Origin of the sequence: Shewanella inventionis, assembly GCF_014641855.1 — a bacterium.
Lineage (GTDB): Bacteria > Pseudomonadota > Gammaproteobacteria > Enterobacterales > Shewanellaceae > Shewanella > Shewanella inventionis.
Window position 1 is genome coordinate 70,752 of the sequence record NZ_BMII01000001.1, and the last position, 12,869, is coordinate 83,620.

Genomic DNA, 12,869 nt, shown 5'->3' on the forward strand with positions numbered 1-12,869 from the left:
TAATGTCATTTTGGCGGGTTTTTAGCAGTACGGTTGCAGCCTTTTTTGGGGTGCAAACAGAACATAATCGCCAAAAAGATTTCCAATCTCAATCGCCATTGCCTTTTATTATCATGGGCATTTTATTAGCGGTAGGCTTAGTTTTAACATTAGTCTTAATCGTTAACCAGGTGTTGAGTTAGCCCTGCAACTCATCGTTTCTTCCACTATTCATCATAACGATAATGATGATCGTATAAAGCCATAATCTCGTCGACTTTATTGCGTGAGCTGCCTTTTTGGCTGATATTGCGCTGCACCGAAATGGTTGAAAATGTCGCACCTCGGTATAACTCTCGAGTCAGCGGGATATCATGGTTGCTGATTAACACTGGAATATTGCGCTCGTGTGCAATATGTCTTGAATGACGCGCCAGTAAAGCTTGGTCGTCTAGGCTAAAACCAGGACCTGCATAGGTTGTAAAGCTGGCAGTCGTAGATAGCGGAGCATAAGGTGGATCGCAATAAATCACATCACCAACATCTGCTAACTCAAAAGCTTGTTCATAACTGATACATTCAAACGTCGCTTTTTTTGCCTTTACAGAAAAATAACGTATTTCTGCTTCCGGAAAGTATGGCTTTTTGTATGAACCAAAAGGCACATTAAAACCGCCTTTACTGTTATAACGGCACAGACCATTAAAGCCGTGGCGATTCATATACAAAAAATATACAGATCGAATAAAGGGGTCGCTGGTAGCATTAAATTCGGTGCGGACCTTATAATAAGCTTCTTTATTATTCATATCATCGACAAACATTGCCCTAGCAGCTTGAATGTAAACTTCTGGCTGATGTTTGACAATATTATACAGATTGATTAAATCTTGATTAATATCGCACAACAGATAGTGCTCATAATCAGTATTAAGAAAAACAGATCCTGCACCAACAAAAGGTTCAATTAAGCGATTACCTGCCGGAAGGTGTTTGGATAGCTCCTCAATGAGCGAATATTTTCCGCCTGCCCACTTTAGAAAGGCTCTATGCTTTTTTATCATGAATAGGAACTATGCCAGCAAATTAAAGCTGATGATTGTACTCTGTTTCGTGGTATCGACATAGTGTAAAGTCGAATAATTATAGTGATTGTGCACATTATCAGCCCAAACCAACAATGCGTTTATGGTCACTCAACTCGTTGATATTCTGTTAAATCTGCCCATTTTCTTACCCAGGGTGCGGCTAAACGATATTGAGTTTGCAGCTGCTTTGCTTTCACGTCTGCCGCAGCTGGAGTATCAAAGTCGCCTAACAGAATGACAAACCGTTGTTTGTAACTCATTATATAAACCTGTGGTTCATCGACCAGTTTGGTTAATATCGGCGACAGCGACTTTTTATCATTTACACTGGCTAATTGAAGAGTAAAGCCTTTAATTTTATTGGGTGTTTTATCTCTATCAATGATCTGCTGAGGTTGACTAACTGCATGTGCCTGGGCTTTAGCTAGCTTGCCTTGAAACGACAAGCCTTCAACTGATGAGTTAACTACCACATCAGTATGATTATCGAGCGGCACAATATCTGCGTCTTCAACGTGGCTTTCAACAACCACATTTTTTGCATCAATTTGCTGTTGTATCAGTAACTCAGCCTGCTTGTTTGCTGCCAGTTTAGTTTGCGCTAAATGACGTTGCGAAAAATATGGTGCTAAGGTTTGCTTACCATAATCAGCAAGATAATTCGTCGCTTGTTTACGACGTTCAGCCTGTTCTGCGGTTAATTCAATTGAAGCTTTAGGCTGCTCAACAACCAATAGTTGTTGATTGATAAACCAGCCACTGAGCACAACTAACATCACCACGACAGAGAAAAAAACGAGTTTAAACTGAATCGACTTTTGTGTGCTTATTTCTTGTGGCGACTCTATGGCTAACGTGAGTAATTCAACAACTTCTTTTGGTGTGCCTGACTGTTTTTCTAATTGCTTATGAATGATTTCACGCGGAATAAAGGGTGTTTTTTGGCTACGTAATAAAAGGCTTTGATACAAACCGTCACGCTCTGCAATTGGGAGTGATTCAATACTCACCTGCAGCAATAATGCCCGAGTTTCATCTGCCAGATCTGCAATTAACTCACGCCAAAAATTAGGTTCAACCGTCATTGTCACAGCAACAGGTTTACCAGCACAATGAATTTGGCTTAATAAAATGCACTCTGCCCAAATCTCTTTTGGCAATAAGTGGGCATCATCAATGATAATGTGTAGCGGTTTACCCAGGCTTGATTGGATCCTAAAAAGGGTGTCCATTAAAGGTCGTTCATCGTCAAAAATTGGAGCTGAAATTAATTGCACCAAAATTTTACGGCGTATCTCAGCACAATCAGCATGTTGAGGGCAGATAATTAAAGCAGAATTGTAATCGTCTAGTTCGCTGGCCAATGCGGCAACAAGGGTCGATTTACCGGCACCTTTTTCGCCACAGAGCACCAATAATTGCTCACTATAACTGGCGATATGTTGTAAACGCTGAACCAGCGCTTCTTGGGTAGGAAGTAACAAAAGTCCTGAAGCAGTCAAAATATCACCACACTGTATTTATGCGCGGTTAATAACCTGTTTGAGTAAGTCTTCACTCACATCACCAAACACATCAGCACGACCAATTTGCGTTGGCAATATTAAACGAATTTTACCACCTAACACTTTTTTATCTCGGCGCATGTGCTTTATAAAATGCTCAAAAGTCATCGCGTCGGGTGAAGTAATAGGTAGGTCGAAAGCCTGCATTAACTTGCTGATGCGCTCAACACTTGCAGAGTCTAGTAGCGACAACTTACATGCGGTTTGAGCAGCTAAAATGGTTCCTGCTGCTACAGCTTCGCCATGCAACCACACGCCATAGCCCATTTCTGCCTCAATAGCATGACCAAATGTATGCCCAAGATTAAGTAACGCTCTTACGCCCTGTTCAGTTTCATCCTGCGCGACAACATCAGCCTTAATCTGACAACATTTTGCAATGGCATACGTTAAGGCATCGGTATCAAGCGATTTTAATGCTTGTACATTTTGCTCTAGCCATTGGAAAAATTCGCCATCCCAAATAATGCCATACTTGATCACCTCAGCCATGCCGGCAGCAAACTCTTTTGCAGGCAATGTCGTTAAACACAAGGTATCAATAATGACAGATTTAGGTTGGTAAAACGCGCCAATCATGTTTTTACCCAGTGGATGGTTGACGGCAGTTTTACCACCAACAGATGAATCCACTTGCGAGAGCAGTGTCGTCGGAACTTGGATAAAATCGATACCGCGTTGATAACATGCTGCAGCAAAACCAGTCATGTCACCCACTACGCCACCACCAAGTGCAACTAATACTGAATCTCGTGCAAAATTATGTTCGAGTAGACCACTAAAAATTAGATCGAGGTGTTGTAAATCTTTGTATTTTTCACCGTCAGGCAAAATAACAGTTTCTATAGATGTGCAAACACTCATCGCCTGTTGTACCTGTTTAAGGTACAACGGAGCAATGGTGTCGTTTGAAACAATTAAGGCTTTTTTATTTTTTAAGTAGCGAGTAAAAATCTCGCTGTCATTCATCAAATTCTGGCCAATGTATATGGGGTAACTTCTATCACCTAATTGAACCTGAATCTGTTGCATGATTTTTACCTAAAAGCCTAGTTGCTCGATAATTTGGTTAGCGACGATTTTCGCGCTTTGCTCGTCAGTCTTAACAATAACATCCGCAATTTCTTCATACAAAGGATTACGAATTTCAGCTAAGTTTTCGAGCACTTCACGTGGATCGTCTACTTGTAACAACGGACGACGCTTATCACGCTGAGTACGCGCGACTTGCTTGTCGATGGTTGTTTCTAAGTAAACAACTATACCTCGAGCAGAAAGATAATTGCGAATATCTTTACTCTGAACAGAACCACCACCTGTTGCGAGAACGATACCTTGCCTTTCTGAAAGATCAGCGATGACTTGAGCTTCACGACGACGGAAACCCTCCTCACCTTCAACATCGAACACCCAGGCAATATCTGCACCGGTACGTTGTTCAATCTCGTGATCTGAATCGTGGAAATCTAAATGCAGCATTTGAGCCAGATGGCGACCAATTGTGCTTTTACCTGCGCCCATAGGGCCTACCAGAAAAATATTACGTTTTTCAGCCATTTCGTATACGTCTGAATCTTATATGGAAGAATGCCTTATCGACTTAAACTCAAGCCGACCTATAATTTAACCTTGCTCTAATGAGACTTGACGAAGGATTATCTCAGTTATGGGCTATTACTTGCAAGCCATCCCGGCTATTTAAACTAATTAAATTAACTTGTGCGATAAAGTCTTGTTCGCAAAGCTGGCAATTACCAATATAAAAGCCAGCTACGGTGAGCTGGCTTTTTTGTTCAACATGCAATAACAGCGTTGATTTAGCTTATAGTTTTTCCGTTACAATTTTTGGTGTCACAAATATCAGTAACTCCTGGCGCTCGTTAGAATCGGATGTATTTCTAAATAAAAAACCAACCAAGGGGATATCACCTAAAATAGGCACTTTACTGACACTACTGATTAGGTTTTGCTGATAAATCCCGCCCAATACAATTGTTTCGCCATTATTAACAAGTACTTGAGTACCAATACGTTGCGTATCGATTGCCACGGCATCACCTGTTGCAGTTGCCACTGTTGTACCTTGTGAGTCTTGAGTGATCTCAAGGTCAAGGATAACACGGTCATCTGGTGTAATTTGCGGCGTTACCCGTAATGACAATACCGCCTTTTTAAAGCTGACGGTTGTTGCACCACTCGATGCTGATTCTACATAAGGGATCTCAACACCTTGCTCAATGTACGCGGCCTTTTGATTTGACGTTGTAATACGAGGGCTGGCAATAATTTCACCTTTGTTTTCTTGCTCTAATGCGCTCAGCTCAAAATCAAGCACGGTTCCGTCAGCAAGCTTAGCAACATGGAAAGCAATGCTTGACGCTGAAGTGGCCGCAGAAGGTAAGTTTACATTTAACCTGTCATCGATACTCGGGATTGTGCCACCTGCAATATCAGCGGCTCCCTCTAGTGTACCAGAAGTACCGTCTGAGCCTTGTTGATCACTAATACCCCAACGAACACCGAGATCTTCGCTAACATCATCTTTTACTGTCACCATACGGGCTTCGATTAACACTTGCTTAATAGGGATATCAAGCACTTCAATTAAGCGATGTATGTTTTCTAAAATTTCAGCAGTATCTTTAACTAATAATGTATTAGTACGCTCATCTACCGCAACACTGCCTCGACTTGACAGTAATGTTGAGTCTGGTGTTTTAAGTAATTCAGAAATATCGACAGCTTTTGCATAATTTATCTGTAAATACTCAGAAAACAGTGGTGCGAGCTCTTTAACTTCTTGCTGGTTTTTAAGATCGTTACTTTCACGGATTGCCAGTTCTTCACTTGGCGCAACCATTAAAATATTACCTTCAATACGCTTATCAAGACCTTTGGTTTGCAAAATCAAATCTAAAGCTTGATCCCAAGGTACATCATCTAAACGTAACGTTATCTCGCCCTCAACCGTGTCACTTGTGACTAGGTTGAAGTTGTTATAGTCAGCAATAATTTGCAGCACTGTACGCACTGAAATATTTTGGAAGTTTAACGATAATGAACGACCATTATATTTTTTAGCTTCTTTGGCGACAGATACACGCTCAAGTTTATCTATACTAACTTTAAATACATCACCATCTTGACGATAGTTGTAATCATAGTTGCCATTGATATCAACCATAATGCGTGCAGTTAAATCATCTTTAAACGTTTCAAAGCTGCTAACAGGTGTCGCAAAATCTTGTACATCCATGACATACAATAAATCGTTGCTAATATCAGTATTGTATAACTTAATTTCAAGTTTTGAGCCGACTTGCTCTACATTAGCTGCAACGGAATGGTTATTTAAATTAAACAGTATCTCCCCACCACCGGTTTTATTACGGCGAAAATCAATACTTTTAATTCCATTAACAAAAGGGTTGTTTGCTTGTTCTGGGCCCGCAACATCATCGTTAATAGTCAATCGATAGCTATTACCAACAATCTTTCCTTGATAGGGTTTCACATTGTTTAATGCAACAACAATTTGTAAATCGCCACCTTGTTGCTGTGCAGTTAGCTTTTCGACTCCGACACTATCTACAGGGATAACACCCTTATTTAAATTAGATATTGTGTCTGCAAAATTAAGCATAATTTCTGCAGGATCTGCAGAAAGATCCACCGTCGGCGATGTTACTTCCGACTCAAAAACAAGTTCTAATTCTAATTGGTGATCAACCATAGAATGGTATTTGACGTCCATAAGACGATTTGCAGCTAATGCGTTTGGCATAAAACCAACGAATAAAACTGCACCAATAAGCGCTCTACAAAATGATGAGTTTGTTATTGCTTTTTTCATCGCGGCAGAAGATTCCATTATTCCCTCATCCTTCGCACGTTATTTTCCTGAAAGTTCTAAGTTACTGGATCTTTCTGCCCAGCAACCTGAACCATCAGGGATTAATTCAATAATTTCGATAAATTGCGGAGTTACTTTTGCAATTCGGCCATGGTAAAGCCCTAAATATTCACCGACACCTAAACGATAAACATTGGCATCCGTTGATTCAACTAACGCCCATATTGTACCGTCTTCACTCAATGTTCCGCGCATTCTTAAATTGTCTAGTGCGTAAGTTTCTAATCGCCCTTTTCGACGCTTTAAGTCAGGTTGCAAACAATCTTTAGACGTATCGATGACTTCTTCTGTTAATTCCCTTGAAGGAGGCACAAAAGGACTACGCATTAATTCTGCTTGATATTCAAAATGCTCAAATTTTGGTGTTTCTTTTAAAGGCGGAATACGTGCGACATGTTGCGCCTTTGTAGTAGTAACAAATAGCTCTAAATCGCTACGATCGCCAATACAACCCGTTAATAAAAGCAACATAAGTGCAAAAAGAGGTAATAATTTCATTATTTTGCCCCCTGATTTGCTGGCGGTAATTCTGCGCCTTCTTTAAAGCGGTATGTTTTAGCCAGAATATCCATGGATAAACCGCCTGTTTCATTTCGCTTAATAACAAAATCATGCAAGCTTACAATACGAGGTAATTTAGCAACACCACTGACCATATGGCCTATTTCGTGATAATCACCTTCAACAGCCATTTTAATCGGGAATTCAATATAAAAATCTCGTTCGATTTCAGCATCCCAATCAAGACTATTAATGCGTAACCCTGAATCAGTAGCAACAAAGGTTAAGTCGTCTAATAACCCTGGCATTTCGTTTTCAGATGGCAGCATTTTTAATAACTCTGCAAACTGAGCTTCCATCACCACCAGTTGCTCACGATACAACTTTAAGTTTGCAGCCAGGCGATATTTATTTTCAAAATCTTCACGCAATTGAATTTCTTTAGCTTGTTCAGCTTCCATAATATCAATTGAATCGGCAATAAATAAATAATAACTTGCACCAATAACACAAATAGAGAGAAATGCAGCAAACACCACTTTGACTAATTTAGGCCAACTACCAATATTTTCAAAATCGATATCATTAAACTGATCTAGGTCGAGATTCATTTTCTCGCTCCTTGGCTGGTATCGACAGCAGTTGATTGTGAATCATCGCGAATGGTCACTCTTAATTTAAAGTTTTGTAGCTGCCTTAAATCTTCATTTTGTGTCACGATAGATTGCATATTAGGATCGTTTAAATAAGATGAGGTTTTCACCTTTCTCATCATATTAGCTACGTTATTATTAGACTCGCTTCGCCCTTCTATCCACAAAATACTGCCTTTCTTTTCAATGCTAGAAAGGTAAACCCCTGGCGGAACAACACGCACTAACTCATCTAAAACATGAGTGGGTAAATTACGCGACTGTTGTAAATTGAGAATAATTTCTGTGCGGCGTTCAATGTCTTTTTTACGCTCAGTGATTTTTCTAATTTCAGCTATTTGCGTATCGAGTAAAGTGATTTCAGATTGGAGATATGCATTACGTTGGCGCTGATCATCAGTCACCAATTCTAAAAAGCTTAAAAATAAATACACCAATAATGATGTCACCAAGAAAACTAACGCTAAAATACCAATATAATCGCGTTTTTGTTTTTCTCTGGCTTCTTCACGCCAAGGTAATAAGTTTATGTTCGCCATTGAGCGTAACTCCTTAGCGCAAGACCACATGCCACCATATATTTACTCATAGTAGGCTGAAGTTGGCTTTTCATCACATCGTCCGCATGTAAACAGCCCTGGAAAGGATCGGCGACAATGGTCATCGCACCTAATTCATTCGTCAGTAGCTCTGCCATTCCTTCTAATTTAGCGGTACCACCGCATAACACGATATAGTCGACTTTTTCACGACCGCTGGCAGTACAATAAATTTGAAGGGTACGTTTTATTTGCTGTAATAATTGGGTTTGAAAAGGTGATAAAACTTCGAACATATAATTTCGAGGAAGTTGCCCTGTGACTTTAGCGCGCTCGGCTTCATCATGTGGCATACCATAAAACGACAAAATAGATTGAGTAAATAATTCGCCGCCAAAGGCCTGTTCTCTAATAAACGTTGTTTCACCTTTTTCGACCACAGAAAACGTCGTCATATTGGCGCCAATGTCGACCATTGCAATTGATTTTTGCTTGGCGCCATCGGGTAATTGACCATATATCAATTCAGCTGAGCGACCTAATGCATAAGCTTCCACGTCGACTACTTTTACATCAAGTTCAACGGCATCTAATGCGTCAACTCGCGAGTCGATGTTTTCACTGCGGCATGCACTGAGTAGCACGTCGACCTTTGTTGGGTCGGTAACATTAGGACTCAGTCTCTCAAAATCAATACTCACCTCATCAAGCGAATAAGGAATGAGGTTGTCAGCTTCGATTTCAATCTGAGCCTCCATTTCTTCTTCATTTAATGCCGCATCCATGTATATGACTTTGGTCATCACCGCAGAACCAGAAACCGCAACAGCAGCAAACTTTACCGATTTCGGCAAAATACGCTTAACCTGTCGCAGCGATTCCAGCACCGCTTCAGAATCTCGAATATCATGATCGACTACAGCTCCCTTCTTAACAGGAACTGAGGCATGATTTTGAATTTTGTATCCATCAGCAGTCTTGCTCAACAAAATGGCTTTTATTTCATGAGACCCAATATCGATCCCAACCATTTGAGGTGCTTGACGCTTCCATAGTTTAGAAAGCATAGTCCGTCATCACAATTCTATTATTATTTTGTTAGAGATTAGCACATAATCAACTCGTTATAAGTATTTGTATAAAATGTTTATGCAATTTAAAAATACTATTTTAACTCGATCATGTTTTACTTCACCAAAAACACTGTGGCTTATATACTATCACCACTATTTTTGTTTTTTCTTGGAATTATCGAGTGAAGTGGTTTAAACGTTTATTAATCGCCTTTTTTAGCCTATCACTTTTAGGAGTTGCAGCTATTACTGCAGCTTACTTCTATGTGTTGCCCGATTTGCCCGATGTCAATTCATTAAAGACGGTACAGTTACAAACTCCGCTGCGAATATACAGCCGTGACGGCAAACTTATTTCTCAGTTTGGTGAAAAGCGCCGTATTCCAGTAGAGTATGATGACGTTCCTGCACAATTAATTAATGCGGTGCTTGATACAGAAGACGCGCGTTTCTTTGAACACAGAGGGATTGATCCTATAGGGATTATTCGAGCCGCAACCATTTTGATCACCACAGGGAAAAAAAGCCAGGGTGCGAGTACCATTACTCAACAGGTTGCGCGCGGTTTCTTTTTATCAAACGAAAAAACATACATTCGTAAAATAAAAGAAATTTTTTTGGCGTTAAAAATAGAAAAGACATTAACAAAGAAAGAAATTTTAGCACTTTACTTAAATCGCTCATTCTTGGGCAACCGGGCCTACGGTGTTGGTGCTGCCGCACAAGTATATTATGGTAAAGAACTCCACCAACTTACATTACCAGAAATGGCAATGATAGCGGGGTTACCCCAAGCTCCATCTGCTGCCAACCCAATTAGAAATCCTGAGCGTGCTATCGCCCGTCGAAATTGGGTGTTAAGTCGTATGCTAGAAAAACGCAATATCACTCAAGCAGAGTACGAAGAAGCCATCAACAGTCCATCAACTGCCAAGTATCATGGAGCTGAAATAGACTTATATGCTCCTTATATCTCTGAAATGGCTCGTGATTACATGATTCAAAAGTACGGTGTAGAAGCGGCCTACACCAACGGATATAACGTTTACACCACGATTTCATCTGATTTGCAGTTAATGGCACAAGAATCATTACGGGATAATGTGTTTGCATATGATCAACGCCACGGCTACCGAGGTCCTGAAGCTCAATTGTGGACTGAAATGCCATTAACACAAGATGAGATTACTAACAAATTAAGACAAATCTCACCAATGCAGGGGATTATTCCTGCCGCTGTGATGAGTGTGAACGGTCAACAAGCACAAGTCTTAGACAGTGATGGAAAGCTCATCACACTTGAGTGGAAAGGGCTAAAATGGGCGCGTAAATTTATTAGCGATAAACGTCAAGGCCTACCACCTAAACAAGCAGCTGACATTCTCAGTGCCGGCCAGCAAGTGTGGATCCGCAACAATGGGCAACATTGGCAATTATCGCAAATACCATCCGTTTCAAGCGCCACCGTTTCACTGGAACCTCACGATGGAGCAATTAGAGCGTTAGTGGGTGGATTTAGCTTTAGCCAAAGCCAATTTAACCGTGTCACTCAAGCCAAACGCCAGTTAGGTTCAAACATTAAACCGTTTATTTATGCTGCAGCGCTTGAAAAAGACTACACCTTAGCGACATTAATTAACAATGCGCCAATTAACAAGCCAGATACACGTCAAGGTACCGCTTGGCGCCCTAAAAACTCGCCTGATATATATGGTGGTCCAACTCGATTGCGGGTGGGATTGGCACAGTCAATAAACGTGATGTCTGTTCGTGCAATGCGTCATGCTGGCTTAGATAACACCATTAAAGAGCTGGTTAAATTTGGCTTTGATCCTAATGATTTACCTCGTAATGAATCTTTAGCTTTAGGCTCGCCATCCGTCACACCTCTACAAGTTGCAACCGCATTTAACGTATTTGCCAATGGCGGCTATTTGGTTGAACCGTATTTTATTGACCATGTGACAGATGGTTATGACAATATGATTGAACAAACCATACCGGCAATCGCATGTGAAAAACCACAAGAAATAAATACCCAAGAAATCGATGTAGAAGACCCATTTGCTGCTATGGCAGAAGAGTTATCTCAACCAATCGAAGCACAAGCATCGTCAACAGAAGTGATTGAAAACGAAGATGAATTCAATGCATCAACGGTTACAACAACCAAAGAAGACAACATTTGCAGTAACCCCAATGCCCGATTTGCAAAAAAAGTAATTTCAGAGCAAACGGCTTTTTTAATCACTGAAGCATTAAAAAGTGTTATTTGGGGCGGCGGAGACTGGAGTAAGGGCACAGGCTGGAACGGCACGGCTTGGCGTGCAGCTAAGTTAATCAAACGTCATGATATCGCAGGTAAAACAGGTACAACAAACGAATCACGTGATACCTGGTTTAGTGGTTTTAATCCAACATTAACTTCAACGTTTTGGGTTGGTTTTGATGATCATGGTCGCCAGTTAGGGCGTTCAAGCTGGATGGCTAATGGTGAACCTGATCAAATATCAGGTGCTGAAGCCGGTGCAAAAACTGCAGGTCCTGGTTGGAATGACTTTATGAATAAAGCACTTGCTGGAACGCCAGAATACCCTGTGGTTCCACCAAAAGGGATTGTGTCTGCGCGTATTGATCTCGCAACAGGCAAATTGACTCGCAAAACAGATCACACTACAGAGTTTGAGTATTTTGTTGAAGGTACAGAACCTAAAGAGTATGTAACTGAAACGCCGCAAAATGGTGATATCTTTATCGACAACGTAGCAGAAGATTTATTTCAATAACTCGAACAAGGTTTGATCTAAAAAGCCATTCAATCGAATGGCTTTTTTTATCCCGAAATGATGATCATTTTTATTGCTGTAGTAGCAATTGATGCAACTCCGTTAGCGTTTTAACCTGATAACTCGGGGCGATGTCATCACTCACAGCTTCACCATGATGATTTAACCAGCACGTATCTATGCCAGCTTTATTACCGCCTAAAATATCTGAATGAAGATTGTCACCAACCATTAATACCTGATGCTTTTCAGGCTCACCCATTAAACTAAAAGCATGATTAAAGATGGCAATATCTGGTTTTGCTTTGCCTATTTGCTCAGAAATAACCACAGGGCTAAACGCATGTTCAAAGCCTGTCTTACTTAAACGTACACTCTGTAACTCGGTAAAGCCGTTGGTAATAATACCTAAATTCACTCGCCCAATAAGTGAATCAACTAATTCACGCGCCCCAGGCAAAGGCTGACAAATATCAGCCATGGCAGTTAAAAAATGACTATTTAACTCTTGCGGGGTTACAGAAAGCTTATGGGCCCATTCATTAAAACGAGTATGTTGCAAATGAGCCGCCGTAATTACCCCATTTTGATAATCAACCCATAAGGGTTTATTAACTTGTTGATAGCGATCAAAATCGTCAGTATTAAAATCAATATCAAAACGAGAAAACATTAACTTTAAACCTGAAAAAGCATCAAAATGAAATAATGTTTCGTCAGCATCAAATAAAATCCATTTATACTTACTGAGCAAATTAGGCATCCATACAAA

At 40.5% G+C, this 12,869-nt stretch carries 12 protein-coding genes; 2 read left to right on the forward strand and 10 right to left on the reverse strand.

Features of this window, described 5'->3' with window-relative positions:
• Nucleotides 1–2: 2 nt before the first annotated feature.
• The gene (locus IEW93_RS00295; protein WP_188735701.1) at nucleotides 3–182 is read left to right on the forward strand and encodes a DUF2970 domain-containing protein; all 180 of its coding nucleotides are present in this window, start codon (nucleotides 3–5) and stop codon (nucleotides 180–182) included.
• Between the two features lie 24 nt (nucleotides 183–206).
• Here the strand turns inward: IEW93_RS00295 and IEW93_RS00300 are convergent, their stop codons facing one another.
• The 9 genes from IEW93_RS00300 to IEW93_RS00340 form a co-directional block, all read right to left on the reverse strand.
• On the reverse strand, nucleotides 207–1,043 hold the full coding sequence (locus tag IEW93_RS00300; protein WP_188735703.1) for a Dam family site-specific DNA-(adenine-N6)-methyltransferase: 837 nt from the start codon (nucleotides 1,041–1,043) through the stop codon (nucleotides 207–209).
• A 128-nt stretch (nucleotides 1,044–1,171) separates the two neighbouring features.
• Nucleotides 1,172–2,569: an ATP-binding protein gene (locus IEW93_RS00305; RefSeq protein WP_188735705.1), complete on the reverse strand. Its 1,398-nt coding sequence runs from the start codon at nucleotides 2,567–2,569 to the stop codon at nucleotides 1,172–1,174.
• 18 nt (nucleotides 2,570–2,587) lie between these two features.
• Nucleotides 2,588–3,664 carry a 3-dehydroquinate synthase gene (gene aroB / locus IEW93_RS00310; protein ID WP_188735707.1) on the reverse strand — a complete coding sequence of 359 codons (1,077 nt, stop codon included), beginning with the start codon at nucleotides 3,662–3,664 and terminating at the stop codon, nucleotides 2,588–2,590.
• A gap of 9 nt (nucleotides 3,665–3,673) precedes the next feature.
• Complete coding sequence (aroK, locus tag IEW93_RS00315) at nucleotides 3,674–4,189, reverse strand: shikimate kinase AroK (protein ID WP_188735709.1); 516 nt, start codon at nucleotides 4,187–4,189, stop codon at nucleotides 3,674–3,676.
• 265 nt (nucleotides 4,190–4,454) lie between these two features.
• Nucleotides 4,455–6,503, reverse strand: a complete 2,049-nt coding sequence (locus IEW93_RS00320) for a type IV pilus secretin PilQ (RefSeq protein WP_188735711.1) — start codon at nucleotides 6,501–6,503, stop codon at nucleotides 4,455–4,457.
• Between the two features lie 21 nt (nucleotides 6,504–6,524).
• Nucleotides 6,525–7,043, reverse strand: coding sequence for a pilus assembly protein PilP (locus tag IEW93_RS00325; RefSeq protein ID WP_188735713.1), 519 nt, complete (start codon nucleotides 7,041–7,043; stop codon nucleotides 6,525–6,527).
• Complete coding sequence (locus IEW93_RS00330; RefSeq protein ID WP_188735715.1) at nucleotides 7,043–7,657, reverse strand: type IV pilus inner membrane component PilO; 615 nt, start codon at nucleotides 7,655–7,657, stop codon at nucleotides 7,043–7,045. Before IEW93_RS00330 ends, IEW93_RS00325 begins: the two co-directional genes overlap by 1 nt.
• Entirely contained in the window at nucleotides 7,654–8,238 is a 585-nt protein-coding gene (locus IEW93_RS00335) for a PilN domain-containing protein (RefSeq protein ID WP_188735717.1), read from the reverse strand. Before IEW93_RS00335 ends, IEW93_RS00330 begins: the two co-directional genes overlap by 4 nt.
• Nucleotides 8,226–9,305, reverse strand: a complete 1,080-nt coding sequence (locus IEW93_RS00340; RefSeq protein ID WP_188735719.1) for a pilus assembly protein PilM — start codon at nucleotides 9,303–9,305, stop codon at nucleotides 8,226–8,228. The genes IEW93_RS00335 and IEW93_RS00340 overlap by 13 nt, the downstream gene beginning before the upstream one ends.
• A 188-nt stretch (nucleotides 9,306–9,493) precedes the next feature.
• Between IEW93_RS00340 and IEW93_RS00345 the strand changes: the two genes are divergently transcribed.
• Nucleotides 9,494–12,097: a penicillin-binding protein 1A gene (locus IEW93_RS00345; protein WP_188735721.1), complete on the forward strand. Its 2,604-nt coding sequence runs from the start codon at nucleotides 9,494–9,496 to the stop codon at nucleotides 12,095–12,097.
• A gap of 70 nt (nucleotides 12,098–12,167) precedes the next feature.
• Here the strand turns inward: IEW93_RS00345 and yjjG are convergent, their stop codons facing one another.
• Complete coding sequence (yjjG, locus tag IEW93_RS00350) at nucleotides 12,168–12,860, reverse strand: pyrimidine 5'-nucleotidase (RefSeq protein ID WP_188735724.1); 693 nt, start codon at nucleotides 12,858–12,860, stop codon at nucleotides 12,168–12,170.
• Nucleotides 12,861–12,869: the final 9 nt, after the last annotated feature.

Bases quoted from the DNA above. Each gene is read 5' to 3' on its own strand.
- IEW93_RS00295 (WP_188735701.1), top strand. From the start codon at position 3: ATGTCATTTTGGCGGGTTTTTAGCAGTACGGTTGCAGCCTTTTTTGGG.
- IEW93_RS00300 (WP_188735703.1), bottom strand. From the start codon at position 1,043: ATGATAAAAAAGCATAGAGCCTTTCTAAAGTGGGCAGGCGGAAAATAT.
- aroB (WP_188735707.1), bottom strand. From the start codon at position 3,664: ATGCAACAGATTCAGGTTCAATTAGGTGATAGAAGTTACCCCATATAC.
- aroK (WP_188735709.1), bottom strand. From the start codon at position 4,189: ATGGCTGAAAAACGTAATATTTTTCTGGTAGGCCCTATGGGCGCAGGT.
- IEW93_RS00320 (WP_188735711.1), bottom strand. From the start codon at position 6,503: ATGGAATCTTCTGCCGCGATGAAAAAAGCAATAACAAACTCATCATTT.
- IEW93_RS00325 (WP_188735713.1), bottom strand. From the start codon at position 7,043: ATGAAATTATTACCTCTTTTTGCACTTATGTTGCTTTTATTAACGGGT.
- IEW93_RS00330 (WP_188735715.1), bottom strand. From the start codon at position 7,657: ATGAATCTCGACCTAGATCAGTTTAATGATATCGATTTTGAAAATATT.
- IEW93_RS00335 (WP_188735717.1), bottom strand. From the start codon at position 8,238: ATGGCGAACATAAACTTATTACCTTGGCGTGAAGAAGCCAGAGAAAAA.
- IEW93_RS00340 (WP_188735719.1), bottom strand. From the start codon at position 9,305: ATGCTTTCTAAACTATGGAAGCGTCAAGCACCTCAAATGGTTGGGATC.
- yjjG (WP_188735724.1), bottom strand. From the start codon at position 12,860: ATGCCTAATTTGCTCAGTAAGTATAAATGGATTTTATTTGATGCTGAC.